We start from the raw sequence: 25,616 nt of genomic DNA, 5'->3' as shown, positions 1-25,616 counted from the left end.
CGGGATGGAACGCGGACCGAATCAAGACCGAACCGAGAAGTTCACAAGGTTTCGCGGCCCGGCGGCCCAACTCGGCCGTCGCCGTGTGCGCCCCCGCGGCCCGACGAGCGCCGCGGCGTAGCCGTCCCGGCGGCCGTGCGTCTCACGCCACCGCGGCGCGCGCCGTGGCCAGCAACTCCGGCAGGGTCCCGGCGAAATCGGCGAACATCCGGATCGCGACGGCCCACGCGTCGGTGTCGTCGCCCAGCAGCCCGGCCGTCAACGCCCGTGCCTCCCCGCACGGTTCCGCGACCTCGTCGGTCCGGCGCCCACGCGGCCCCCGGACCAGCATCGGCAGGAACCGCGACGGCCGCGTGACGTGCCGCAGCATGTCCTCCGGCGTCAGGACGCCCTCGTCCAGCAGGACATGGCGCCACTCGACGGTGTGGCGCACCACGAGCCCGTCGAGGGCGACGTGCGCCTCCAGCGCCGCGAGCCCGAACTCCCGCGGGCACCCGGGCTCGTGGAACAACGCCATGATCATGTCGGCCGGCAGCCGCGCGTCCCGCGCCGCCGCCGTCAACTCGGGCCACGGCAGCGGCATGCCCTCCTGCCGCGCGCGGCGCAGCCGCGACTCCGCGTCGGCCGTCTTCCTCTCCAGGTACGCGACCACGCGCCGGGGTTCGTCCGCGGCGGCGGACGCGGCCCGGAGGCGTTCCAGGCCGTCGGGGGCGTCCAGCAGCCCGGTCACGGTCGTGACGATCGCCGCGGTGAGCCGCCGCGGGTCGAGCAACGGCCGCACAGCGTCGGGGCCGTACGCACCCCACACCGCGGCGAGGAGCCGCAGCCGCCCGCTGTCCGTCGTGATCCGCAGGCGCCTCACGATGACCTCGGCGACCCCCGGATCGCCGCCCGCGATGCCCGCGGTGAGCCGGGCCCGGTGCCGCCCGGGGTGGATGCCGTCGAGGACGTCGAGGACCTCGCGGCCGACCCGCTCGTGGCCGCCGTCGCGGCGGACACCGGACAGGATGCGCACGCGTTCCGCGTCGTCGAGCCGCGCGTGCGCGAACAACAAGGCGTTGACGGCCGGTTCGTCGTGGTCCAGCAGCCACCGCACCTCGGCGTCGGCCAGCCCGTAGTGCGCGGCGTAGGCGACCAGGGCGGGGACACCGTGCGCGGCCACCACAGCGTCGCGCACCGCGTCCGCGACCGTGTGGAAGACCAGCAGGTGCTGGACCGCGCGGGCGTCGAGGTACGGCGCGAGCGCGATCCCCACCGCGTCCGGCATGGCGGCGACCAGGCGCAGGAACAGCGCGCGGGTGTTCTCCGGCGCGGTCGCCGGGAACACCGCGTCGAGCGGGCGCGGCCATCTCTCGACCGGCTTGGCATTCGCCACGACCTCGGCGACGAGTTCGCGCGCCGGCCCCGTGCAGCGCGGCAGGCGCGCGTACAGCGTGAGCCACCGGTGCGGGTCGTCGCCGAGCGGCGCGAACAGGTCCCGCAGCGCGGCCTCGACCGCGGGGGTGTCGGGCAGCGCGGCCAGCGTGCGGGCGGCCGACCTGCCCTCGGCGAACACGCGGTCCGCGGCGAGCGTGCCCTCGGTGAGCCCGCGCACCATCGCGCGCGCGAACTCGCCCGGCCGGTCCTCCAGTTCGGGTGCGAGCACGATGGCCTCGGTAATCCGCGCGGCGGTCCGCACGACGGACGCCGGGTGGCCGCGCAGCGCGTCGCGGACCAGGTCCTCCGGGCAGTCGTCCCACGCGGTCAGCCAGGCCAGGCCGTCCTCGCCGAGCGGCGCCCGCTCGTGCTCGCGGCGTATCAGCTCCCAGTCGAGCGGCGGCGTCGGAGCGCCCTCGGGACGGCGCCCGCGGGCGGTGCGCACGCCCATGAACGCCCGCACCGCCTCCGGGTCGACCCACTCCTCGGGGGGCCGCAGATCCGCGAGATGAGCGGACGGCGACGGCGCGTCGGCGGCCCGCGTCAGCATCGCGGCCAGCTCCGGGTGCCCCAGATCCTCCTTGGCCAGGGCGCGCAGGTCATCGGCGGTGCCGCGGTCGGCCACCGCGACGCACAGGTCGACCGCGACCGCGAACGGCGCCACCGCACACGAGTCCACGGCGGCGGTGTAGACGAGAGCCGCGAACCGCGACCTCGCGGCGGCGGCCGGGTCGTCCCGGAACTCCGCACGCAGTTGGTCGACGAGGCCGTGGCGGGCGTACCAGCCCTCGGCCGACGGGTCCGCGACATGCGCCGACACCGCGGCGGCGAGTCCGGGGACGGAGAACTGTCCGCGCCGCGCGTGGATGTCCGCCGAGGCCGCGGGGTCGCCCAGGCGAACGGCCCGCAGCAACAAGTCCTCGAGGTGCGTGCCGTCCGGCCACTCCGCGAGGCAGGCGGCGACGTCGAACCCGCCGGCGGCCAGCACCTTCTCCACCGTCTCGGCGGGCAGGTTCGCGAACTCGGCGAGGGTCGGTATCAGTTCGGTGCGGAACCGGCCGACGAGGGCGGCGGCCACGTCGGGCCCGGCGAGGCGCAGGGCGGTGGCGAGTTCGAGCACGGGGCATCCTCGGGATGGGTCAGGGGTGTGGCACCGCGGGGAGTGAGGCGGTCCCCGATCTTGACACAGCGTCACGACACCCGGCACCGACCGGTATCGGCACCACGTGTGCCGTCACGACTCCTGGCGCGCCCGCACGCGCTTCCGCCTGCGGCGCGCCGACAGGACCCGCCGTACGACCTCGACCAGCACGGTGACGACCGCGGCGGCGACCAGACCCGCGATCACGCCCTTGAGCGGATCGTCCTTGAACGCGGCACCACCCCAGTAGCCGAGCATCGTCGAGTACGTCGCCCAGGTGAGGGCACCGATCGCGGTGAAACCGCGGAACTTGGGCCAGGGATACCGGATCAGCCCCGACGTCACCGCGACCGCCGTCCGGCCGCCCGGGATGAAGCGCCCGATGATGATGAACGCGCCGCCCCAATCGCCCAGCCACCGCTCCGCCTGCGCACGCGCCTTCCTGCCGCGGTCCCCCGACAGCAGCCGCCGCGTCGCGAACGGCTCCGCCCACCGCCCGATCGCGTAGGCGGTGTTGTCGCCCGCGAACGCGCCGAGGGCACCCAGGGCGATCAGCAGGAACACGTTCGGCGTCCCGCCCACCGTGGCGAACACGCCGCACGTGATGAGCGCCGTCTCGCTCGGCACGATCGGAATCAGCACATCGAGGAACGCCGCGACGCTGACGAGGAGATAGGACCACGCGGAATCCGCGAACCTCAACAGCGGGTCGAACCAGGACTCCACGAGGGCTGCCTCCCATGCGCGCCGTCGGACGGTCCCGCACTGCTACCCCTGATCGGGCGCATTGAGGCATTCGGGCACCGCGGCAGCTCCTGGGCGCTCCCGCGGTGCTCAGTCCGGGCGACGCGTCGTGGGCGTCCGCGGCGCGGGCGGATCGGCGGTGTGCGGAATCGTCGGCGCCGAGGACGCCGGGGGACCCGCGTTGCCCTCCAACCACCGCGGCGACTGCAGCGCCGGACCACCGCCGCCGGACGGCGCGTCGCGTCCGTGCGCCGAGACACCGGACGCGACACCACTCGCGGGCGACCCCGACCCCGACGACGGCGTCCCGGTCGACGCGGTCGCGGTCGCCGTACCGCCGGTGGTCGCCCGCCCGGCGTGCACACCCATACCCGCCTTGACGTACGACGCGGTGCCTCCGGTCAGCGCGGACTTGGTGCTCGCCGCCATCTCCATACGCCCCGCGCGGAGCGACGCCACATCGTCGCCGAGGGCGGGCACGAACCGGTACACCATGACGGACGCGAAGATCGCGAGGAACATGATCGCCAGACCGGTCAGCACCCCCGCGAGCTTGTCGTCGCCCTCCGCGCCGCTCGACGCCGCCATCGCGAGACCGAGGACGATGACGATGATCGGCTTCGCGAGGAGTATCGCGATCATCATGCCCGCCCAACGGCGCACATGCCCCCACAGGTCGCGGTTGACGATGCCGGCGTAGACCACCGTGCCGAGGATGGCCCCGACGTACAACAGCGCGGCTCGGACGAGGAGTTCGATCCACAGGATCATCGCGGCGAGGATCGCGAACATCGACACGAAGATCAGCGTCACCGGGCCGCCGCCCAGGCTCTGCGGATCGAGGCCCTGCGAGAACCCGTCGAGGAACTTGTCCGTGTCCTGCTTCGTACCACTGGCGATGGCCGCCGTGATGGAGTCCACCACCGACACCGACAGGTGCAGCACGGCCGGCGTGAACGCCGACGCCATCACCGCCAGCCACAGATAACCGACCGCCTCACCGAGCGCGGTACCGAGCGGCACTCCCCGCACGGCCCGCTTGGTGACCGCCACCATCCACACGATGAGCGTCAGGAACGCGGACGCCGCGAAGACGACCGCGTACTGCTTGATGAAGCCGGGGTTGGTGAAGTCGACGCTGGTGGTGGCGTTGATGGCGACGGCGAGCTTGGTGATGAACCAGACGGCCGCCTCGGCGGTGGCTTGGGCGATGGCGCCGAGGGGGTCGGCGGCGAAATTCAGAGCGCCCGTGCCGTTTCCTGCGACACATCTTTCCTTCATGCCGGGAGGCAGCGAATCGCACTCGGGGTTTCCGCCGGCGCCGGGCGCCGGTGTCGTCGGTTCCCCGGGCGTGGGTGTGGCACCCGGTGTCGGATCCCCCGTCGACGGCGGGCTCGGCGCCGGTGCCGCCGGTGCCCGTACGCGGACCGCCGAGTCCGTGACCGCGCCGCCCGCCTGGTGGGCGTGCGCGGGAGCCGCGAGCGCCTGTCCGCAAGCGAACACGAGTGCCGCGACCGCGCCCAGCAGCACCAGCAAGGCCCGGACCGACGCACCCCGACGCGCCACCGCCTTCGCCGCCGTGCGCCCGTGCGGCACAACGGCCCGAAGGAATCGGGCGTCCGGACTTTCGGTCATGCGAACTCCTGCGTGGGTGTGGTGCTTCGTGGTCGTGGCGGGCAGTGCCCCGGCACAGGTCCGACTATGCCGGTGCGGTGGACGGTGACGACGGTTCGGTCGGTGGCGAACTTCCTTCGCGGTTCAGTGCGTACAGGGTCGGTGCGGTCGACGGCCTGGTGTCCAGGACCAGGATGAGGTCGCCGGTGGGGCCGCCCCACGGGAGGGGGACGCCGGGGCCGAGCGGGGTCGCGGGTCGGGTCGGGTCGGTCGCGTCGATGGCCAGAGCGGTCTGCGGGTTGTCGGTGTTGCGTCCGTACAGGAGGTTGCCCCAACCAATCACCGGACCGAACCCCGAACGAACATGAGCTTTCCGAGCATCGATGTCGAACACGAGTGCGCCGAGGGCCGCGACATGTCCGTCGGCTCCCCATACCCACGCGGTCTCCCGCATTTCGGCGCGCGGCGCGTCGGCGGTGATCTGCGGCTGCCCGGTCGCCGCGTCGTGCAGGACGGCGGTGACGGTCGCGTCGTTCGGACCGCTCCACAGCACCGCGACGCGGTGGTGGCCGGCCGCGGCCATCCGGACGACGACCGCGCCGGCGCGCGGCGGTACGGGCGTCACCTCGGCGGCGGCCTCTCCGGGCCGGACGTTCCACCACGTACCGGCCGGGTTCACGGCGATCACGTCGGCGCCGTCCGCGCCCATCGCCGTGGTGCCGGGCGGGAGCCCGACCTCGGCGAGGCGGCCGTCGCGGATGACGAGGGCGGCCGACGCGGTGGTGACGAGCGGCGAGTCGCCGCCGTGGATCACGGCCGCCGCGTCCGGCAGGTCGAGGGTGGTCGGCGCGGCCGAGCCGTCGGCGGGGGCGTAGACGAGGTGGTCGCCGACGTGGGCGAGGACCGACGCCGTGCCGTCCACGTCGGTGACCTTGACGCCGCGGTACTCCTCCGGCGGCAGGGCGAACGTCCGCCGCACGCGGCCGGTGGCGGGATCGAGGAGGGCGATCTCGCGGTCCGGGGTGAGGACGGCCACCGCGTCGGTGGTCGCCGCGATCGACGCGGCGCCGGCGGTGGGCGCGTCGACGCGCATCGTCCAGGCGGCGGTACGCGACCACCCTTCGGGCGCCGCGGCGGGGAACACCGCCGGGCCGGCGGAGGCCGCGCCGCCGGGCGACGTCGGCGGGGGCGCGGGTGTCTTGTCGTCGCCGCCTTGGTTCACCAACGCGATGACGACGAACGCCACCACGAACAGGGCGAAGACCACCGTCGCGGCGACGAGCCGGCGGAACAGGGGCGGGCGCCGCGACTCCCCGTCCGCAACACCGTCATCGCGCCGGCGGCCGTCGAACCGCCCACCGGACGCGGGCTCGTGGCCGGCGGGGTCGCCGTCCTCGACGGTCCGCCACGCGGTGACGGAGAGCCGCGGCTCGCTCCGGGTCGCGTACGCGGCGGCCGGGAAGGGGTCCGGTTCGCTGTCGGGGTCGGCCGGGCGGGGACCGGCGACGGTTGCGGCGGCCCGCGGCGGGGATGGAGGCGCCGCGGGGACCTCCGGCGCGCCGGGCGGATCCGGTGGAGTGGGCGATGCCGCGGTCGGCGGCGGCGCGACAGCCCGTCCCGACTTGGGGGGAGGCGGCGCGAACTGCCGCCACGGCTCCCCCGTCGGCTCCGGCAGGTCGTCGGCGGCCGGCGCATCGGGCATCGGCACCGCGAACATCCCGACGGCGGACGCCGGTTCGTCCCACGACGCCGCGTCCTCCGGATACCCCGGGGCGCCCGGACCTCCTCCGCTCTCCTCCTCCGCACCGGAGCCCGCCGGAACGGCATCGTCCGCCCACGGCGGCGGCACCGGCACGGCGGACCCGGCCCACGGTGTCCGCCGCAACGGCGGCGCGGGCACGAAAGGCGACGCGGACGGAGCCGGACCGGGCGCGGTGGACCGGGGTGGGGCGGCCTCCCCGGCCGGCGCCTCGGGACGCGCGCCACGCCCGTCCGACGCCTCCCCCGCGCTGCCGCCTGGCGAGCCCCCGTGTGCGTCCCTTGCGCGCGGAACCGCGTTGTCTTCCCGACCGGTTGGCTCCCCCGCACGACGCCGTGCGCCGCCCGGATCCGGCATCGCCGCACCGACGGGCCGCGCGCCGGCCTCCCCGACGCGGGGCACGCCCGCGTCACCATCCGGCGCGGAGGCGCGCGCCACACCGGCGGGCTCGTCGTCCGCCCCCGGTCGGGCTTCGTCGTCCGCGTCCGCCAACAACCAAACAGGGGTGGGTAGTTCCCCGGTCGGTGCGCCTTGGGACCACGCGCCTGTGTGTGGAGGCGCTGTGGCGGGGGTTTCGGCCGCCGTTGGTTCGCCTTCGGTGCGGCCCTGTGCCTCGCCGGCCATGCCGCCGTCCCCTCCCCCGTCTCGCCGGCCGTTCATCCGCCCGTTCCCGCCCCGGCTCCGCGCGGCCTCACGAGGAGTTCACCCGGACATCCGAGAGCCGCCACGGGTCCGACGCGGTCGCCCGCTCAAGTGTCACGTAGGCGACCACGGTGACGGGCGCGCCCTGCCAACCGTCGCGGCCCACCGGTTTGTAGGTCACGAGCCACTGCCGGTAGGCAGCGGTCGCCGTATCGGACGGTGCTTCCTCGGTGACCGGTTCCAGCGTCGGCGCGGTGTACGCCCGGTGCTCCCGCCACGTCGCCCACTCCAGCCCCGGGGCGGCGACGCTGAGGTGTTCGCGCTGGGTCGCCGCGTACTCCGGTGTCATCCACGGTTCCGCGCGCAGGACCGCGTCCTGGGTCGTCGTGTCGGTCGTCGTGTCGTACGTGTACATCACCGTCAGCGCCGCGGATGACACCTTGGCCGCGTCGCCCTGCGGCACGTCCGCCGGGCGGGGCAGCGGCAGCGTCGGTGTCGCGGTGCCGCGCGGCAGCGGTTGCGCGGGCGGCAGGGTGGCGGGCTCGGAGAACGTCGTCGCCGGGGACGCTGTGTCCGGCGTGTCGCGCGCGGCGTTGGAGGACTCGGCCGGCGAGCCGATCAGGCCGCACCCGCCGAACATCGCCGCGATCACGATCAGCGCGACGAATCCGACCAACGCCGCGGTGCCGCGCAGCCCTTGGGCGCGCATCTGCGGACCGCCACCGCTCATCCGTACCTCCGGACCGACCAGGTCACGCCGGCGTATTCCGACAGCGGCGAGACCTTGACCACGTCACCCGGCTTGGGCGCGTGCACCATCTGCCCGTCGCCGATGTAGATGCCGATATGACTGAAATCGCCGCTGCTCTTGGGGTCGAAGCCGATGACGTCGCCGGGCCGCATCTGCGCCAGGTCGCGCGGCACCGCCTGACCGACCGTCACCTGGCGCTGCGACACGCGGGGCAGCGTCACCTTGCCGCCGGACGCCTGGTAGACCGCGTACAACACCAGCCCCGAGCAGTCGAAGCCGACGACCTGGCCCTTGGGCCCGAAGCCCGTCGACGGCCCGTCGACGGTGCCGCCGCCCCACGAGTACGGCAGGCCGCGCTGCTCCATCGCGAACGTCACCACCGCGGCGCCGAACGGCGTGCCGGCCGCGACCGCGGGCGTGATGACCTGGTACTTGTCCATCAGCGTACGGATGCTGCGGATGTAGTTCTTGGTCTCCTCGTACGGCGGCACCCCGCTGTACTTGATCACCGCGTCGGGCCCGGCGTTGTACGCCGCCAGCATCAAGTCCTGCACGTTGCCGCGCACTTGCCCGGCCTCGACGTAGGGGCGGACGAGCCCGGCCACGTAGCAGTCGTACCGCGCGGCCGAGGCGATCGCGTCGACGCCGTTGGTGACGTCCGCACGGCCGTCGCCGTCGCCGTCCGTGCCGAAGGACGCCCACGTGGCGTCGATGAACTGGGCGACGCCCTTGGCGCTGGCGTGGCTCTCCACGCTGGACTGCCAGCCGGACTCCTGCTCCATCTGGGCGGCGAGCAGCGTCGGCGACAGTTCGGGGCACTGGTTGCCGACGCGGCTGATGATCTCGCGGTATTGGGGTGGGACGTTCCCCGAGACGAAGACGCCGTTCCCCGCCGGGGTGATCCCCGGTCCCGCCGGCAGCCCGCCCGCGAGCGCCGCGATGACCAGCAGCCCCGCCAGCAGGAGGAGGAACGGCAGGACCAGGAAGCCCGTGATCGCCCTGCCGGGTTTCACGCCGCACCCGCGCAGTCCGGCGCGCGCCCGCGCGCCCCGCGTACCGTCCGCGAAGTCCCGTGCCCGCAGCGGGCGGACGCGCGGCGCGGCACCGTGCCGACTCGGCGGGAGAGCCCGCCCCGGCACCCGTCTCGGCGACCATCCGCGTGATCGCGACCTTGAAATCTCCCGCGCACGTGCCTACCTTCGCATGCGCGCGCGCTCACGCTCTGTGGGCATGCCGAATCAGCCCTGGTACCCGGCTGTCCGACGGCCGTCGTCGTCTGCCGCATGGCGCCCCCGATCCCCCGGCGGTCCGGACAGGGCGGTCCGGTCCACCGATATGCTCCCGCCGATATCCGGTTCCGCCATCCTGCCCCGTCGCCACCCCTGTGTGTCCAGCCGAGCCCCGACTCGGCCGAAGTCGCGCATATGCGGGAGCGACTAGGGCATTGTCCCTTCTATCCGGCCAACTCGAAGGCGTTACCGTACGGTTGGAACCAGACCGTTCGGCCGGTCGTTGGTCCGGGCATACCGGGTGCATCGGGACGTGCGGTAGGTTCCCGCTGCTGGCCGGAATCGCGTCATCGCGCGGGGGTGGGCATGTCTGCGGAATACACGGGGTACGGGGCGTACCCGGCGAACCAGCCACACGAGACGGGGGAAGTACTCCGAGGATTCGTCCTGTTGGTCGCGGGGGTGACCCAGAACCGGCGCCGGAACCGCGCGTTGGAGGACTCCGAGGCCGCGCTCGGCGGTTGGGGCGGTCTGCCGCCGCGGATCCTGGTCCCCGACGCGCCCGCCGACGTCGTGCAACTCCCCACCGGTTCGGGGCCCCAGACGGTCCGCGGCTATCTCGAACGCGCGTCGGCCACCCCGGGCCCGGTCCTGGTGTGCGTCACGGGCCATCTGATGCCCGACCGCCGCGGCGAACTCCACGTCACGCTGCGCGCGTCGTCGCCGAGCAGTGTCCGCTATGACGGACTCCCGTGGGCCTGGCTGGTCGAGACGCTGCGGCTGCGCGATCCCCGGCGCACCCTGGTCGTCGCCGACCTGACGGCATCCGACCACCTGCGCGCCCGGCTCGCGGCGGCGCCCGACGGATTCGCCGAACAGCTCCCGCTGTGGGCGGTGTTGACCCGGCAGCCGGCCCACGACGAGCGGGCCCACTCCTTCACTCGGGCGCTGACCGCCGCCGTACGGCGCGGATTCCCCGACCACCCGGGCCCGATCGATCCGGCGGCCGTGCACGCCGCGATCGCCGCGAGTGCGCAACTTCCCGACGGGAACGTGCAGATCGTGCCGTCGCCCGACGGTGCGCTGCGCTTGGGCAACCCGGCGGCGCCGCCGAACCCCCCGGCGCCGTACGGCGGGCCCCGTCCGCCGGGGCACCGCGCCGCGCCGCCGACGGCGGTGCCCGCGCCCATCGTGCCGCCGCCCGCGTCGATGCCCTTCGGCATACCCGCCCACGGCGCCGACCCGGGCGGGTACGCCGAGGCGACGGCGCTGGAACCCGCCGCCCACGCGGCGCCGCGGACACCCCCGGCGCCGGAACCCGCCCCCGCGCAGGCGCGTCCCCCGGGCGAACTCCCCGGTGTTCCGCGGGGACTTGCCGGTGCGCCCGGCGAACCCCCGGCCGACCAGGACGCGTTCGCGTACCAGGACCGGGTGGCCGAGCTGCGCGAGGCGGTCGCCGCGGGCGACTTCGACAACGCCCTCCACCTCGCGCGCAAGATCACCCACGACATGGCGGCGCTCCCCGGGCTCGGACCGGAACACCCCGAGACCCTGGACGCGCTGGAGACCCTGGCGTGGCTGACCGCGCGGGCCGGGAACACCGACGAGGCGGTGTCGCTGTACGCCGAGACCGCGCGGCGCAGCGCGCGCATCCACGGGCCGGGCCACCCGGCAACCCGGGCCGCCGCGGACGCCGCGCACGCGCTCTGGCTGATGCTGCCCAACGCCCAGCGCGCCCGCGAGTTGGGCCCGGCCGTCATCGCGTTGCGCGAGCTGGTGCTCGGCCGGGGCCCGCACGGCCACGTGCCGTCGGCCGCGCACGTCGCGGACCTGCCGGTGCCGCCGCAGGTCGAGGGCGTCGAGGCGGCCGGTGCGCCGATCACCGCCGGGCCGCTCGCCGACGCGGGTGCGCCGCGGCGGACGCCCGGCGAGCCCGCACCGGACACGCACGGCCACGCCGCCCCCGGCGCTGCCGGCCACGGCGCGCCGCCGCGCGAAACGGTGCCGGCCGACGCGGGGTTCGCGGCCCCCGAGCCCGCAGCGCAGCCGCCCCCCGTCCCCGGCCTCCCCGTGGAGTTCCCGCCCCCGACCGGGCCGCCCGTCGACGTGCCCCAGGACGCCGGCCCCGCGCTGCCCGGCGGGGAACCCGGGCCCCCGCCCCCGGAGTTGCGCGACGCGTTGGCCGCGGTCGCGGCGATCGCGGCGACGGGGCGGCACGTGGAGGCCCTGGGCGCGGCGGACGCCGTTGTCGACGCCGTCGCCGCCGACCTGGGGCCGGAGCACCCGAGCACGCTGAACGTGCGCGAGATCCGTGCGTACCTGACCGCCGAGGCGGGCCGTCTCGCCGAGGCCGTCACGGCGTATCTCGACATCGCCGAGGTACGCCTGGCCGCACGCGGCCCGGAGCACCCCGACACCGTGTCCGCGGTCGACAACGCCCACGTGCTGTGGCTCCGCCTGGGCGACGACGACGCCCCGACGATCGCGACCGGCCACCGGCTGGCGGCCGTCCGGGAATCCGTCCCCGGCCCGGGCCGGCGCGCGTTGACCGTGGTCAGGGGGCGGTTGGCCCGCCTGGCCGACCGTGCGGCGAACGCAGCCGCACCGGGAACCGCGTGCGACACCGTGCCCGAGACGGCACCGGAACCGGCTCCGGAATCGGCCCGGCAAACCGTCGGGGCGGCGGTCGGCGACGCCCCCGGGCACACCCCGCCCGCCGCCCCCGCGCCGCTCGATCCCCTCCCCCGGCCCCGGCCGCCCGAGGCCGACATGCCGCCCCCGACCGCGCCGCTCCCCGCTCCCGGCCCCGCCGGAGACGGCTTGGACCGCGACTCTCGGGACCTCCCGGGGGGCGGCTTCGGCCGCGACACCCGGGACGTCCCGCCCGCGCCCCACCCGGCGCCCCGCCCCGCGCCCCCGCCTCCCCCCGCCTACGCCCCCACCCCGGCCCCGGAGGCCGCCGGAAGCCCGGCGTCTCCCGTCCCGCCGCCTGCCGCGTCCCTGGCCGCCGCCAACGGCCGCGCCCCGTCCGCGAATCGGCCCGCTCGGGAACCGGAGGCCGACGCCGTCGCGGACCTCCCGCCCGATGAGGTCCGGGCGTACCTGAAGGCGATCAAGGCGGCGTCCGCCGACGCCGACCATGTCGCGGCGCTGACCCTCGCGGAGGAGCTGACGCGCGGCGTCGAGGCGCGGCATGGGCCCGTGCACCCGTACACCCTGAACGCGTACGAGGTGCGCGCCCATCTCACGGCGTCCGCCGGGCTGTTCGCGACCGCGGCGCGGCAGTACACCGCCCTCGCGCACCGGTTGGCCGAGGCCGCGCACCCGGACGACCCCGGGGCGCGTTCCGCCGCGGACGCCGCGCAGGCACTGTGGCTGCGGCTGGGACAGACCGAGGCGGCCCGCACCCTCGCACCGGGGATCGTGGATCTGCGGCGGCGCGTGCCGGGTCCGGACGATTCCGCGCTCGCCGCCGCCTACGACCACCTCAGCCACCTGACCCGCGAGGTATGACCGCTCCGGCGGGCTGACACGCGAACGTCCTTTCCGGCCAAGCGAATCGTTCCTGCGATGCGCCCCCGCGCGCCCCCGCGCGAGGCCGCCGCCGAACGCGGCCGATCCCAGGATTGTCGGCATGGCGAGCCGATTTCAGCCGAATAACGCTGGATCGGGTGACCCCGCGCGTTCGCGCAGGGTGAACCTTGCGCGTTTGTCGGATGCGGCGGGCATTCTTGACCAAGAACGGCCACAACAGGCGGGAGACCCCCATGCCGGACACTTTGGTCGAGCGTTACCGGTGGGCCGAGGTCGACGGCCTCGTCGCCCTCACCATCAGCGTCGTCGCCGGTCGCTCGGAGGACGAGGTGATCGCCGCGTTCGGTGGCGGCGGGGCTCCGCGACGCATCATGACGTTCCGTCAGATAGGCGACCTGCTGGCCGTCCCGGAGGCGGGCTCCTTCCACCCGATGCTGATCGTCCGCTCCGGCCCGTACGTCGTGACCATGGAGAACACCGGCTACCACGGCAGCATCCCCGAGGTCGCCCGCCGCGCCTCGGCGGGCGGCGGCCGGTTCTTCAGCGCCTACTGGGACATGCACGGCGACCATCAGGTCATGTACGCCGAAGACGGCCGCGTCCGCGCGCTGTTCGATCCGGTCGCCGCCCGCGCGCGCCCGGGGGCGACGGTCCCGTTGCCGCGCTGGGCGGACGGCGTACGTCCGGACACCGCGGCGCCGGGGGCGTCCTGCCTGGCGCTGATGGAACGCGCGATGCGCGTGCGGATCGACCGGGACTGGATGCGCCGGCCGCTGCGCGCCGTGATCCTCCACGACCCGGCTACCATGTTCGACGACCCCGAAGGCGCTTGGCGGCCGTGAGCCGAGACCCGAGACCCGGTGAGGACGTGGTGACATGCGGGCGACCCTGGACCACATCGTGCTCTGGGTGGGCGACCAACTGCGCGCACTCGACTTCTACGAGCGCGTCGTGGGCTTCGAAGGCGTGCGGGCCCGGGAGTTCCGGGACGGCACGGCGCCGTTCCCCAGCGTCCGGGTGTCACCGCAGTCGATCATCGACCTCATGGCGCGCGCCGACGCGCCGGCCGTGGACGAGGGCTTCCGTGCCCAGGGCGCGTCCGGGCACCGGGTGAACCACATCTGCGTCGCCCTCGACCGCACCGACTTCGAGGCCCTGCGCGCCCGCGTCGAGGCGGAGGGCGGCGACACGTCCGTCACCCTGGAACACTCGTTCGGCGCGCGGGGCTTCGCCCCGCACACGTTCTACTTCCAGGACCCCGACGGCAACGTCGTCGAGGCGCGCTACTACGACGAGGCCTGACGCCGGGGCCGCCGCTACCTGGGCGGTGCCGCCGCGCTGTCCTCCGACACCGGGGCCGTGTCCTCGGCCGCCGTGTCCGAAGCCGCGGACTCCTCCCGCTCCGCCGCGGGCGCCGGGGTCCGCCCCCGCGCGAGGCGGCTGAGGTAGGCGTTGTACGCGTCCAGTTCCGCGTCGCCGTCGCGGTCGGCGGCACGGTCCTTGCGCCGGGCCAGGCGCTCCTCGGAGTTCATCCACTGCGAGAAGATCACCAGCAGCACGATCACCGTGGGCACCTCGCCGAACGCCCACGCGATGCCGCCGCCCAACTGCTGGTCGGCCAGGATGTCCGTCCCCCACGACGCGGGCGGTTTCTCGAACGCGTCGACGAGCGGCGACGACGACATCATGACGGCCACGCCGAAGAACGCGTGGAACGGCATGCCGGCGAACAGCTCCAGCATCTTCATGACGTAGCCGTGTTTGCGGGGCGCGGGGTCGATGCCCATGATCGGCCAGAAGAACAGCAGACCGACCACCAGGAAGTGCACCATCATCCAGCGGTGCCCCCACATGTTGCCCATGACGAGGTCGAACAGCGGCGTGAAGTAGAGCACGTACAGGCTGGCGATGAACAACGGCAGCGTGACCGCCGGAGACGACACGATCGCGGAGAAGCGGCTGTGCAGCAGTGCGAGCAGCAGCTCGCGCGGGCCCCGGCCGGGGGTGCCGTCCGCCCGCCTGCGCGCGGGGCGCACGGCCCGCAGGGTGAGCGTGATCGGGGCGCCGAGCAGCAGCAGGATCGGCGAGAGCATGCTGAGGATCATGTGCTGGATCATGTGCATGCTGAACAGCGCGTTGCCGTAGACCGCGAGCCCGCTCGACGTCGCGAACAGGACCGTCGCCACCCCGGCGAGCCACGCGAGCGTGCGGACGATCGGCCACCGGTCGCCGCGCCGTTGCAGCCTCCGCACCCCCGCCGCGTACGCGAGGACCGCGACGATCGCACCGGCGACGAACAGCGGTTCGGGATACCAGCCGAACATCCGGCGCAGGTTCGGCTCGCCGAGACCGGCCGCCATGTGCGCCATGCCGCTCATCGTGTCGCCCGCGTGGGAGCCGTCGTGCAGGTCCTGGGCGTTGTCGCCGAGCATCAGCGCACCGAGGAAGAGCGCGATCCCGAGGGCTGCCAGCGCGACGGCCCGGAACGCGCCCGGGCCCGGTGTGCGAGGTGTCGGAGCCATGGCATCCACTGTGACGTACCGCGCGCGGCGCGTTGTCACCGGGTCCGGCCGCGGGGTGGTGGTGTCGCCGGAGTCAGTGGTATAGGGCGCGCGCGGTCGAACGGATCCGATATCGGCCTCCTCGGGTTCGGGGATCGGGCGTCGCCGGGCGGTGGGCCGGACGCGGGGTCCGGCCCACCCCGTGGCCCGGGTGACGGGTGCGCCCGCCGCGGTCAGTGCGCGCCGACGCCGGTCAGCGAGCGCACCTCCAGTTCGTCGAAGGCGGCGTCGTCCTCGGGGGTGCGCCGCCGCCCGGTCAGCAGCGTTCCCGCCGCGGCGCACGCGAAGCCGACCGGGATCGAGACGAGGCCGGGGTTCTCCAGCGGAATCGGGGCGACGGCCGTACACGAGATCAGTGCCGTCGGGTTGCCGACGTCGCGGCTCCCGGCGGGCACGCCGCATTCGTCGGCTTGGGCGGCGCTGAGGGTGACGGCCGGTTTGGTGGAGCTGGCCCCGCCCCACACGATCGGCGACAGGCCGACCATCACGACGGCCGCGATCAGGCCGCCGAAGACTCCCGCGATCGCGCCGGTCTTGGTGAACCGGCGCCAGAACAGCGAGAAGACGATCGCGGGCAGGTTCGCCGACGCGGCGATCGCGAAGGCGAGGGCGACCAGGAAGGCCACGTTCAGCTCGCGGGCGAACACCGACAGGGCGATCGCGACGCCGCCGATGACGACGGCCGCGATCCGGGCGACCTTGACCTCGTCGGCGTCGGTGGTACGCCCCCGGCGCAGCACACCGGCGTACAGGTCGTGGGCGAAGGACGACGACGACGCGAGCGTGAGGCCCGCGACGACCGCGAGGATCGTGGCGAACGCGACGGCCGCGATGAAGGCGAGCATCACCGCTCCCCCGGTGCTGCCGGCCCCGCCGCCCAGGAACTCGGCGAGCCGGGTCGCGGCGGTGTTGCCGGACGGGTCCGCGTCCTTGATCGCCTTGCTGCCGACCAGGGCCGCCGCGCCGAATCCGATGACGAGGGTCATCAGGTAGAAGGCGCCGATGACGGCGATCGCCCAGTTAACCGATTTCCGCGCGGCCTTGGCGTCGGGGACGGTGTAGAACCGCACGAGGATGTGCGGCAGGGCCGCGGTGCCGAGGACGAGCGCGATGCCGAGGCTGATCATGTCGAGCTTCGACCAGCCGTCGGTCGCCCCGTACTTCAGACCCGGCTGTAGGAAGCCGTCGCCGCGGCCCGACTGGTCCGCCGCCGCGCCGAGCAGCCCGGCGAACGAGAAGTCGAACTTCGCGAGCACCCACACCGTCATGACGCAGGCGCCGATCATGAGCAGGACGGCCTTGACGATCTGCACCCAGGTGGTGCCCTTCATGCCGCCGACGGTGACGTAGAAGACCATGAGCGCGCCGACGGCGACGATGGTCCAGATCTGCGACGCGTCGGACGAGACGCCGAGGAGCAGCGAGACCACCGATGCCGCGCCGACCATCTGGGCGATCAGGTAGAAGACCGACACCACGATGGTCGAGACGCCCGCGGCGACCCTGACCTGGGGCGACCGCAGGCGTTCGGAGATCGCGTCGGCCATGGTGAACCGGCCGCTGTTGCGCAGGGGTTCGGCGACCAGCAGCAGTGCGACGATCCACGCGACGAGGAAGCCGATCGAGTAGAGGAACCCGTCGTAGCCGGACAGCGCGAGGATGCCCGCGATGCCGAGGAACGAGGCGGCGGACATGTAGTCGCCGCCGATCGCGATGCCGTTCTGGAGCGGGGAGAACGACCGGCCGCCCGCGTAGAAGTCGGCCGCGCCGCGCGTACGTCGGCCCGCGGCGACGGTGATGGCCAGCGTCGCGGCGATGAAGACGGTGAACAGCACGACGGTCAGGGTCTTGTGGTCGCTCACGCGGCGGCCTCCGGGAGGGGTTCCGCGGCCCCGGCCGGGGCCGCCGCGCGCAGTGCCGACGAGAGGGGGTCGAGGCGGCGTGCCGCGTACCGGGAGTACAGCCACGCGCCGAGGAACGTCGCGGCGAACTGGCCGAGGCCGAGGACGAGGGCGACGTTGACGTGGTCGGCGAGTTCGTGCGCCATGAAGCCGCGGGCGTACGCGCAGAGCAGCACGTACAGCAGGTACCAGCCGAGCGCGAGCACGGTCAGGGGGAACGCGAACCACCGGAAGCGGTGCCGGAGTTCACGGAAACGCGGGTCGTCGTGCAGCGAGGCGGCCGACGACGCGGGCCGCGGGTCGGGCCGGGTGGCCTCGGTGGCGCTCGAAGTGGCGGTCATCCGCGCCTCGCCGCGGAGGTGCGGGCGGAGGGATTCGTCATGCGATGCTCCCGAAATCAGTGGACGCGGGACATGCGGCTGCTTCCAACCACCCGGCTCAACGACCGCGCGAGCCGTTGAACACGGCGCCCGGCGCGGCTCACCCGCTCGCACGCATCCGCGGCCACGGCGTTGGCCCGGACACGGCACCGACACCGGCCGCGGCGCCGGGGGGAAACGGCCGAACACGCGGTTGCCGCCGCGCGGCCCGGGCAGTAGCGGCGGCATGCGACTCGACCACGTCTCCTACGCCGTCTCCCCCGAGGAGTTCGTCTCGACCGTCGGGCGGCTCGGCGCCATGCTCGGCGCGCCGTTCCAGGACGGCGGCGTGCACCCGCGCTTCGGCACCCGCAACTTCGTGCTGCCGCTGGCCGGCGGCACCTACCTGGAGGTGGTCGCGCCGCTCGACCACCCCGCGACCGACCGGGCGCCGTTCGGCCGGGCCGTCAAGCAGCGCGCGGAGCTGGGCGGCGGGTGGCTGGGCTGGGTCGCGCGGGTCGACGACATCGCGCCGGTCGAGGAGCGCCTGGGCAGGCCGGCGGTCGAGGGGCACCGCGTCCGGCCCGATCGGCTTGACCTGCGGTGGCGGCAGATCGGGGTGCTCGACCTGATCGACGATCCGCAGTTGCCGTACATCATCGAGTGGTTCGACATGGACCGGCATCCGTCGGCGGACGCGCGGACGGAGATCCGCATCCGCCGCCTGGCGATCGCCGGGGACCCCGCGACGGTCTCGACGTGGCTGGGCGAGCCCGAGAACCACCCGCTGGACGACGTCGACGTCGACTGGACCGCTCCCGACCGGGACCGCGACGCCGGGTTGCAGGCGGTCTACTTCGCGACGGACGACGGCGTCGTCCGGGTCGACTGAGCCGCCGAACCGTCAGGCGGCGGGACGGCGCCGCAGACGCGACGCGACGCGCGACCAGGCCACGCCGCTCAGCACGCCGTACGCCGCGATCAGGCACACCACCAGTTCCGGCCGGTAGCCGACGCGGTCGGCGAGCGTCGTGCCGTCGCGCAGCGGCACCGTCTCGACGAGCACGCCGGGCTCCCACAGCCCGGTCCTGGCCGTGATCGAGCCGTCGGGGGCGACGACCGCGCTGATCCCGACGGTCGACACGACGACGGTCGCCCGGTTGTGCTCGACGGCGCGGACGCGGGCCATGTCGAGCTGCTGCTCGCTCTGCCCGAAGCTGATGCCGCGCTCGTACGTCGCGTTGTTGGTCTGCACGACCATCAGGTTCGCGCCCGGCGTGACGGTGCTGCGCACGTTGCCGTCGTAGCCGACCTCGTAGCAGATGGTGTCGGCGAGCACGATCGGCCCGGTCCGGAACAGCACGGGGTCGTCCCGGCCGGGCTCGAAGTCGCGCGGGATGAGCTGGAGGTCGCCGAAGCCGCCGAGCAGGTCGCGCATCGGGATGTACTCGCCGAACGGCACGAGGTGGCGCTTCGCGTACCACTCGCCGGGGCCGGGGTTCGCGTCCGTCGGCGGGCGCCACATGAGGCCCGCGTTGTACGGGCGGCCGTCCGGTCCGCCGTCGAGGATCGCCCCCACCAGGACCGGCGCGCCGACGTCGGCGACCGCCTGGTCCACCAGGGCCCGGAGGTAGGGGTCGGTGCGCGGGTCGTCGTCGGTGGCGTTCTCCGGCCACAGCACCAGCTGCGGCCGGTCCACGCGACCGGCCCGGATGTCGGCGGCGAGCTGCTGGGTCGCCTTGACGTGGTTCTCGGTGACGTTGCGGACGCGCGCCTGCTCCTCCAGGTTCCGGGCGCGCGGCACGTTGCCCTGGACGGCCGCGACGGTCACCTCCTGGCCGCCTCCGGACCGCGCGGGGAGCAGCAGCGGTCCGAGCGCGACCAGCACGAGCGACGCGACGAGCCCGGCGACCGCCGGCCGGCGGCGTCCCCGGCCGGCGAGGACGACCCACGCGAGGGCGACCGGGACGAGGACGACGATCAGGCTGAGGCCGGGCGCGCCCGCCACCGTGACCCAGCCGAGGGCCGGCGAGTCGGCCTGGCTGAACGCGAGCCGCCCCCACGGGAATCCGCCGAGCGGCTGCCGCCCGCGGATCGCCTCGACGGCGATCCACCACGCGGCCACCCACACCGGCCACGCCCGGCGGCGCAGCAGCGCCGGGACGGGCATGGTGAGCAGCCCGAAGAGGGCGGACTCGGCGAGGGTGAGGGCGACCCAGGGCAGCCAGCCGAGGTTGCTCAGCCACAGGACGAGCGGTGCGAAGAGGGTGACGGCGAACACGAAGCCGTAGCGGAAGGCCTGGTTGGCCCGGCGGCCGTGCAGCGCGACGACGAGCATGCCGGGCCCGACGAAGGCGAGCGGCCACAGGTCGACGGGCTCGAAGGCCGCGAAGAGCGCCAGCCCGCCGAGCGCCGCGAGCAGCAGCCCCCAGCGCCCGGGGACGAAGGGACCGCCCGCACCGCGCTCCGCGCGCGCACCGCTCTGCCCGGACGCACCGCCGTCCGCGGACGCGACACGTTCCCCGCGCTCCTCGGACGCACCGCCGGCCGCGGACGCCCCGCGGCCACCGTGTTCCGCGCGCTCGCCAGGCTCCCCGCGGCCACCGTGGTCGTCACGCGCCCCGGACCCGCCGCGGTCCGCGGGGCGGCGGCCTCGTCGCCCGGGAAGCCGGTCGAGCAGCCGGCGTGCCGGCGTCGTCGGCTCTCCCTCCGCCTCGCGGGCGTCGGCTGTCTCGGCTGTGCCGCCGCCGTTCACCACGGCGGCGTCCGTGCTGCCGACACCCTCGGTACTCATCGCGTCATCCCATCACAGCGATCGAACAAGCCTCCAGTGTGCGGGTCACATCGCGCGCACGCGGCGCCGGGAGCGCCCGCGCGCGGTCGTACCGCCACGGGCCCCGGCCGCCGGTGTGCCCCGGCGCTCGGGGTCCGGCGACCCCCCCCAGGGGCGCGCCGACCGGCGCAAACGCTCCGCGATCGGTTTCCGCCGTGCGCCCCGGCGGCAACTGGCTGATATTGCTTGGGAATTGCCGTTTCGGTCACAGTGAGGCAACCAGGGGTGATTCTCCGCTCCGGGGACCTTGAGAGGGGTATCCCCCCGGGGTACAGGTGAGTCGAGTCGTGGGAACGATCGGCGGACGTCGGTGGTCCGCGGACGACTGTCCGGCGGCTCGGGTGGGAGCCGGGACGCCGGTCGCCGGCTAGTCGAACGGAGGACCAGATGCCGCAGTCTGTTCACTTCACCATTCCTTTCCCGTCCCGCATCAGCTCCGACGTGGACCGCGCCCGGGAGCGCAACCTCGACTGGACCTGGGACCATCGCCTCGTACGCGGCGCGGCGGGCCTGGCCGAGTACGCGTCCTGGGACCTCGCGCAGGCCGCGGCGCGGACCTACCCGGACGCGGTCGGCGCCGATCTGGACATGCTGGTCAACTGGTTCGGCTTCGCGTTCCTCTTCGACGACCAGTTCGACGCGTCGGGCGACCTTCCCGCCCAGGTGTCGGCGGTGGCGCGCGAGATGATCGCGATCCCGTTCCGCCCCGTGGGCACGCCGCCCGACGTCGTGTGCCCGGTGACTCTGGCGTGGGTGGAGATCTGGCCGCAGATGTGCGCCGGCATGTCCGAGACATGGCAGAACCGCTTCGCGAGCAACTGGGCGCGGTTCATGGCCGCGGCGGTCTGCGAGATCCATTTGGCGACACACCGCGAGGTGATCGACCTGGAGGGCTACGCGGCGCTGCGCCAGCACACGGTCGGCCTCCAGCATTCCCTCGACGCGATCGAGCGCGTCGGCGGATTCGAGGTGCCGCCGCAGGTGCAGGCCCACCCGGTGATGCGGCGGCTGCGGCACGCCGCGACCGACTGCATCGCGTACATGAACGACGTGCACTCCCTCGACCGCGAGGAGTCGCGCGGCGACCAGCACAACCTGGTGACGGTGCTGCAGCGGCACCTGCGCTGCTCGCGGTCGGCGGCGCTGGACGAGGCGGTCCGCATGACGTACGAGCTGCTCGACGAGGTCGTGGCGCTGCACCGCAGGGTCCCGGAGATGTGCGACGAGCTGCAACTGACGGGCGCGGAACGGGAGTCGGTCGACCGTGCGGTGGCCGGGACCGGCGACTGGATACGCGGCAACTACGAATGGGGGCTCCACAGCGGGCGGTACGCGGTCGGCGATCCGGCGGTCCTGACCGGCCCGGCGCCGTACCTGGAGACGCCGGCGAACCTGGACTCTTTGCGTCAGGCCGGTTGACCGGAAGGTTGCTGTCCGGCTCGGCGGGTCGGCGGGGTCGGCGGCGGGGTCAGCCGACGAAGCACCCCGCCGTCCGGCGGCGCCCCGCACGCACCGTCGCGCACAGCCCCCCGGCGGCGCCGACCAGGGCGAGTGCCGTGACGACGCCGCGCGTCGAGCCCTTCGGGGAGCGGCGCGCGGCGTTGGCGTCCAGGCACCCGCCGACGGACCGCCACGACATCACCGACCAGCGCGACGCCGCGGAGAGCACGGATCCCAGGCTGACCCACGAGCCGACGGACAGCACGGAGACCGCGGAGCCGATCGACGCCACCGAGGCGGCCGATCCGATCGACCCGATGGAGAGCACCGAGCCGTCCGAGCCGATCGACAGGACCGAGTCGCGCGACCAGAGCGAGAGCACCGAACGTTCGGATCCCGCCGACCACTTCGAGCCGCCGCGGGACGAGGCGCAGCACGAGGACGCGGAATCGGCGGAGGCGGGCCTGGCGGAGGCGGCGGAGGTGGGCACGGCATCGTCCCTCGGGGTCGCGGCGGCTGGGGTGCGTGCGGCGGGGTGCGCGGCAGGTATGGGGGACATGGTGCCGTATACCGTCCGCCGGTGCCGGATTCGACGGCGCTCCGCGGACACGGCGCGGCCCCCGCGCCGCCGGCGAGGCGACGCGGGGGCCGTGTCGGCGGGCCGTCCGAAAGCGTTCGGAACCGGCCCGGCGGCGGACGTCAGGCGTTGACGCAGACGTTCCCGCCCGCCGGGTTCAGGAGCCCGACGATGTCGATGCTGTTGCCGCAGATGTTGATCGGCAGGTGGATCGGAATCTGGACATTGTTGCCGGAGATCAGGCCCGGCGAGCCCACCGCTCCGCCCCCGGCGCCGGAGTCGGCCGCGGCGGCACCGGCTCCGAGGCCCGCCATCACACCGGCGGCGGCGACGATCACGGCCGACTTCTTGATCCAGCTGGTCACGTGTACTCCCTGAGGACGAGTGGGCTCCGCCGGGCGGCGGTTCCCGACCCACGTTCATCGTCCGACCGGAGGGACACAACCGACACAAGGGTGAATTCGCCGACAAATATGTGAAATTCCCACGGAATACCGACAGGCATTCCCTCGTTCGGCGTAGCGCCCGGGGAACGTCAGAAGCGGTCCACGCCGGTGACCCTGACCACCGCGCGGCCCTCCTCGTCGGACGCGGCGAGGTCGACTTCGGCGCTGATGCCCCAGTCGTGGTCGCCCTCGGGGTCGTCGAGGATCTGCCGCACGCGCCAGCTCCACTCGTCCTCCTCGACGAGGAGCATCTTGGGGCCGCGCGCGTTCGGTCCGGTGCCGAGTTCGTCGTGCTCGTCGTAGTAGCCGTCCATCGCGTCCGCCCAGCGGTCGGCGTCCCAGCCCGATTCGGCGTCCAGCTCGCCGAGGTCGTGGTACTTGCGCAGCGCGGCCAGTTCGACGCGGCGGAACAGCGCGTTGCGGACCAGGACGCGGAAGGCGCGGGCGTTGGAGGTGACCGGGCGCAGTTTCTCGTCCAGCACGTCGGGGCCCGCCTCGACCGCCTCGGGGTTGGCGAGCTGCTCCCATTCGTCGAGCAGGCTGGAGTCGACCTGGCGCACGATCTCGCCGAGCCATTCGATCAGGTCGAGCAGGTCGTCGGTCTTCAGGTCGTCCGGGACGGTCTGCTGGAGTGCCTTGTAGGCGCTCGCGAGGTAGCGCAGCACGATGCCCTCGGCCCGGGCGAGTTCGTAGAAGTTGGTGAACTCGACGAACGTCATGGCCTGTTCGTACATCGTCCGGACGATCGACTTCGGGCTCAGCTCGTGGTCGCCGACCCACGGGTGGCCCGTGCGGTAGACCTCGTACGCGTGCTCCAGCAGCTCTTCGAGCGGCTTGTCGTAGGTGATGTCCTGGATCAGCTCCATGCGCTCCTCGTACTCGATGCCGTCCGCCTTCATCTGCGCGACCGCTTCGCCGCGGGCCTTGTTCTGCTGCGCGGCGAGGATCTGGCGGGGGTCGTCGAGCGTCGCCTCGACGACGGAGACGAGGTCGAGCGCGTACGCCGGGGACTCGCGGTCGAGGAGGTCGAACGCGGCGAGGGCGAAGGTGGACAGCGGCTGGTTGAGGGCGAAGTTGTCCTGGAGGTCGACGGTGAGCCGCACGACGCGGCCGTCGGGGTCGGGGGTCTCCAGGCGTTCGACCACGGCGCCGTCGAGCAGGGAGCGGTAGATCGCGATGGCGTCGCGGATGTGGCGGCGCTGCGCTGCCTTGTCCTCGTGGTTGTCGGTCAGCAGGCGCCGCATCGCCTCGAACGCGTTGCCCGGGCGGCCGATGACGGACAGCAGCATGGCGTGGCTGACCTTGAAGCGCGAGGTCAGGGGCTCCGGCTCGGCGGTCTGGAGGCGTTCGAAGGTCTCGCCGCTCCACGAGACGAAACCCTCGGGGGCTTTCTTGCGGACGACCTTGCGGCGCTTCTTGGGGTCGTCGCCGGCCTTCGCGAGGGCGCGCAGGTTCTCGATCTCGTGCTCGGGTGCCTGGACGACGACGTGCCCGACGGTGTCGAATCCCGCGCGCCCGGCGCGGCCGGCGATCTGGTGGAACTCGCGGGCCCGGAGCCGGCGTACGCGCACGCCGTCGTACTTCGACAGGGCGGTGAACAGCACCGTGCGGATCGGGACGTTGACGCCGACGCCGAGGGTGTCGGTGCCGCAGATGACCTTCAGCAGGCCGGCCTGCGCGAGGCGTTCGACGAGGCGGCGGTATTTGGGCAGCATGCCGGCGTGGTGCACGCCGATGCCGTGCTTGACCCACCGCTCCAGGTTGCGGCCGAATTTGGTGGTGAAGCGGAAGTGGCCGATGAGGTCGGCGATGCGCTTCTTCTCCTCCTTGGTCGCCAGGTTGATGCTCATCAGCGACGCGGCGCGCTCGACGGCGGCGGCCTGCGTGAAGTGCACGACGTAGACGGGTGCGTGGCCGACGCGCATCAGCTCTTCGAGCGTCTCGTGGATGGGCGTCGTGACGTATTCGTACGTCAGCGGGACCGGGCGCACGGCGGACTGCACGACCGCGGTGGGGCGGCCGGTGCGCCGGGTCAGGTCGGCCTCGAAGCGCGTCACGTCGCCGAGCGTCGCGGACATGAGCACGAACTGCGCGTGCGGCAGCTCCAGGAGCGGGATCTGCCACGCCCAGCCGCGGTCCGGCTCGGCGTAGAAGTGGAACTCGTCCATGACGACCTGGCCGACGTCGGCGTCCGCGCCGTCGCGCAGCGCGATCTGCGCCAGGACCTCGGCGGTGCAGCACACGATCGGCGCGGTGCCGTTGACGGCGGCGTCGCCGGTCATCATCCCGACGTTGGACGTCCCGAAGACCTTGACCAGATCAAAGAACTTCTCCGAGACGAGGGCCTTGATCGGGGCGGTGTAGAAGGTGCGCCTGCCCCGGGCGAGCGCGTAGTAGTGCGCGCCGAGCGCGACCATCGACTTGCCGGACCCGGTGGGCGTGCTGAGGATGACGTTCGCACCGGAGACCACCTCGATGAGGGCTTCCTCCTGGGCCGGGTACAGGCTGATCCCGCGCTCTTCGGTCCAGGCGGAGAAGGCCTCGAAGAGGCTGTCGGGGTCGGTGTCGGAGGGGAGGCGGTCGATGAGGTTCACGCCTCCATCCTGCCCGGTGCGGCCGGCCTCGTGTGGCGCGGTCCGGAAACCGCCTCCGCTTCCGTCCCGGAACCG

At 73.8% G+C, this 25,616-nt stretch carries 18 protein-coding genes; 5 read left to right on the top strand and 13 right to left on the bottom strand.

Annotated features, from left to right (window positions below; translation table 11 throughout):
• Window positions 1-142: 142 nt before the first annotated feature.
• The 6 genes from LO772_RS26385 to LO772_RS26360 all read right to left on the bottom strand — a co-directional run bounded on the left by LO772_RS26385 (window position 143) and on the right by LO772_RS26360 (window position 9,080).
• Window positions 143-2,536, bottom strand: coding sequence for a hypothetical protein (locus LO772_RS26385; RefSeq protein ID WP_231774522.1), 2,394 nt, complete (start codon window positions 2,534-2,536; stop codon window positions 143-145).
• Between the two features lie 114 nt (window positions 2,537-2,650).
• Window positions 2,651-3,283, bottom strand: a complete 633-nt coding sequence (locus LO772_RS26380) for a DedA family protein (protein ID WP_231774521.1) — start codon at window positions 3,281-3,283, stop codon at window positions 2,651-2,653.
• A gap of 108 nt (window positions 3,284-3,391) precedes the next feature.
• Window positions 3,392-4,936, bottom strand: coding sequence for a hypothetical protein (locus tag LO772_RS26375; RefSeq protein WP_231774520.1), 1,545 nt, complete (start codon window positions 4,934-4,936; stop codon window positions 3,392-3,394).
• A gap of 64 nt (window positions 4,937-5,000) precedes the next feature.
• On the bottom strand, window positions 5,001-6,764 hold the full coding sequence (locus LO772_RS26370) for a hypothetical protein (protein WP_231779840.1): 1,764 nt from the start codon (window positions 6,762-6,764) through the stop codon (window positions 5,001-5,003).
• A 601-nt stretch (window positions 6,765-7,365) separates the two neighbouring features.
• The gene (locus LO772_RS26365) at window positions 7,366-8,046 is read right to left on the bottom strand and encodes a hypothetical protein (protein WP_231774519.1); all 681 of its coding nucleotides are present in this window, start codon (window positions 8,044-8,046) and stop codon (window positions 7,366-7,368) included.
• Complete coding sequence (locus tag LO772_RS26360; RefSeq protein WP_231774518.1) at window positions 8,043-9,080, bottom strand: C40 family peptidase; 1,038 nt, start codon at window positions 9,078-9,080, stop codon at window positions 8,043-8,045. Before LO772_RS26360 ends, LO772_RS26365 begins: the two co-directional genes overlap by 4 nt.
• Before the next feature lie 582 nt (window positions 9,081-9,662).
• Here LO772_RS26360 and LO772_RS26355 point away from each other — a divergent pair.
• The 3 genes from LO772_RS26355 to LO772_RS26345 all read left to right on the top strand — a co-directional run bounded on the left by LO772_RS26355 (window position 9,663) and on the right by LO772_RS26345 (window position 14,132).
• Window positions 9,663-12,809, top strand: coding sequence for a tetratricopeptide repeat protein (locus LO772_RS26355; protein WP_231779839.1), 3,147 nt, complete (start codon window positions 9,663-9,665; stop codon window positions 12,807-12,809).
• A 254-nt stretch (window positions 12,810-13,063) separates the two neighbouring features.
• A complete protein-coding gene (locus LO772_RS26350; RefSeq protein WP_231774517.1) occupies window positions 13,064-13,672 on the top strand; it encodes a DUF6461 domain-containing protein in 609 nt (202 codons plus the stop codon).
• 34 nt (window positions 13,673-13,706) lie between these two features.
• Window positions 13,707-14,132 carry a VOC family protein gene (locus tag LO772_RS26345; protein ID WP_231774516.1) on the top strand — a complete coding sequence of 142 codons (426 nt, stop codon included), beginning with the start codon at window positions 13,707-13,709 and terminating at the stop codon, window positions 14,130-14,132.
• 14 nt (window positions 14,133-14,146) lie between these two features.
• Here the strand turns inward: LO772_RS26345 and LO772_RS26340 are convergent, their stop codons facing one another.
• From LO772_RS26340 to LO772_RS26330, 3 genes are all read right to left on the bottom strand, one after another.
• Window positions 14,147-15,190 (bottom strand): cytochrome c oxidase assembly protein, encoded by a 1,044-nt coding sequence (locus tag LO772_RS26340; protein ID WP_443089472.1) that lies wholly within the window; start codon window positions 15,188-15,190, stop codon window positions 14,147-14,149.
• A 374-nt stretch (window positions 15,191-15,564) separates the two neighbouring features.
• Window positions 15,565-17,253 (bottom strand): solute symporter family protein, encoded by a 1,689-nt coding sequence (locus LO772_RS26335; protein ID WP_231774515.1) that lies wholly within the window; start codon window positions 17,251-17,253, stop codon window positions 15,565-15,567.
• Window positions 17,250-17,633, bottom strand: a complete 384-nt coding sequence (locus LO772_RS26330) for a DUF485 domain-containing protein (RefSeq protein WP_231774514.1) — start codon at window positions 17,631-17,633, stop codon at window positions 17,250-17,252. The genes LO772_RS26335 and LO772_RS26330 overlap by 4 nt, the downstream gene beginning before the upstream one ends.
• 265 nt (window positions 17,634-17,898) lie before the next feature.
• Here LO772_RS26330 and LO772_RS26325 point away from each other — a divergent pair, with 265 nt between their 5' ends.
• Window positions 17,899-18,543 (top strand): VOC family protein, encoded by a 645-nt coding sequence (locus LO772_RS26325; RefSeq protein WP_231774513.1) that lies wholly within the window; start codon window positions 17,899-17,901, stop codon window positions 18,541-18,543.
• 12 nt (window positions 18,544-18,555) lie between these two features.
• Here LO772_RS26325 and lnt read toward each other — a convergent pair whose 3' ends face one another.
• Window positions 18,556-20,445 carry an apolipoprotein N-acyltransferase gene (gene lnt / locus LO772_RS26320; protein WP_231774512.1) on the bottom strand — a complete coding sequence of 630 codons (1,890 nt, stop codon included), beginning with the start codon at window positions 20,443-20,445 and terminating at the stop codon, window positions 18,556-18,558.
• Window positions 20,446-20,871: 426 nt separating this feature from the next.
• On the opposite strand from lnt, the gene LO772_RS26315 reads away from it, so the two are divergent.
• Window positions 20,872-21,903 carry a terpene synthase family protein gene (locus LO772_RS26315; RefSeq protein ID WP_231774511.1) on the top strand — a complete coding sequence of 344 codons (1,032 nt, stop codon included), beginning with the start codon at window positions 20,872-20,874 and terminating at the stop codon, window positions 21,901-21,903.
• Window positions 21,904-21,952: 49 nt separating this feature from the next.
• On the opposite strand, the gene LO772_RS26310 is transcribed toward LO772_RS26315, so the two are convergent.
• From LO772_RS26310 to LO772_RS26300, 3 genes are all read right to left on the bottom strand, one after another.
• Window positions 21,953-22,414 (bottom strand): hypothetical protein, encoded by a 462-nt coding sequence (locus tag LO772_RS26310; protein WP_331717269.1) that lies wholly within the window; start codon window positions 22,412-22,414, stop codon window positions 21,953-21,955.
• 209 nt (window positions 22,415-22,623) lie between these two features.
• Window positions 22,624-22,815 carry a chaplin gene (locus LO772_RS26305; RefSeq protein WP_231779726.1) on the bottom strand — a complete coding sequence of 64 codons (192 nt, stop codon included), beginning with the start codon at window positions 22,813-22,815 and terminating at the stop codon, window positions 22,624-22,626.
• A 221-nt stretch (window positions 22,816-23,036) separates the two neighbouring features.
• The gene (locus LO772_RS26300) at window positions 23,037-25,541 is read right to left on the bottom strand and encodes a DEAD/DEAH box helicase (RefSeq protein WP_231774510.1); all 2,505 of its coding nucleotides are present in this window, start codon (window positions 25,539-25,541) and stop codon (window positions 23,037-23,039) included.
• Between the last annotated feature and the right edge of the window lie 75 nt (window positions 25,542-25,616).

The sequence above is a fragment of the Yinghuangia sp. ASG 101 genome, from assembly GCF_021165735.1.
Lineage (GTDB): Bacteria > Actinomycetota > Actinomycetes > Streptomycetales > Streptomycetaceae > Yinghuangia.
This window is presented reverse-complemented; position numbering and strand designations above follow the sequence as displayed.

Excerpts from the sequence above, each read along its gene's own strand:
- LO772_RS26375 (WP_231774520.1), bottom strand. The coding sequence starts at position 4,936 with ATGACCGAAAGTCCGGACGCCCGATTCCTTCGGGCCGTTGTGCCGCAC.
- LO772_RS26365 (WP_231774519.1), bottom strand. The coding sequence starts at position 8,046 with ATGAGCGGTGGCGGTCCGCAGATGCGCGCCCAAGGGCTGCGCGGCACC.
- LO772_RS26355 (WP_231779839.1), top strand. The coding sequence starts at position 9,663 with ATGTCTGCGGAATACACGGGGTACGGGGCGTACCCGGCGAACCAGCCA.
- LO772_RS26350 (WP_231774517.1), top strand. The coding sequence starts at position 13,064 with ATGCCGGACACTTTGGTCGAGCGTTACCGGTGGGCCGAGGTCGACGGC.
- LO772_RS26345 (WP_231774516.1), top strand. The coding sequence starts at position 13,707 with ATGCGGGCGACCCTGGACCACATCGTGCTCTGGGTGGGCGACCAACTG.
- LO772_RS26340 (WP_443089472.1), bottom strand. The coding sequence starts at position 15,190 with ATGGCGGCCGGTCTCGGCGAGCCGAACCTGCGCCGGATGTTCGGCTGG.
- LO772_RS26330 (WP_231774514.1), bottom strand. The coding sequence starts at position 17,633 with ATGACCGCCACTTCGAGCGCCACCGAGGCCACCCGGCCCGACCCGCGG.
- LO772_RS26325 (WP_231774513.1), top strand. The coding sequence starts at position 17,899 with ATGCGACTCGACCACGTCTCCTACGCCGTCTCCCCCGAGGAGTTCGTC.
- lnt (WP_231774512.1), bottom strand. The coding sequence starts at position 20,445 with ATGAGTACCGAGGGTGTCGGCAGCACGGACGCCGCCGTGGTGAACGGC.
- LO772_RS26315 (WP_231774511.1), top strand. The coding sequence starts at position 20,872 with ATGCCGCAGTCTGTTCACTTCACCATTCCTTTCCCGTCCCGCATCAGC.
- LO772_RS26305 (WP_231779726.1), bottom strand. The coding sequence starts at position 22,815 with ATGGCGGGCCTCGGAGCCGGTGCCGCCGCGGCCGACTCCGGCGCCGGG.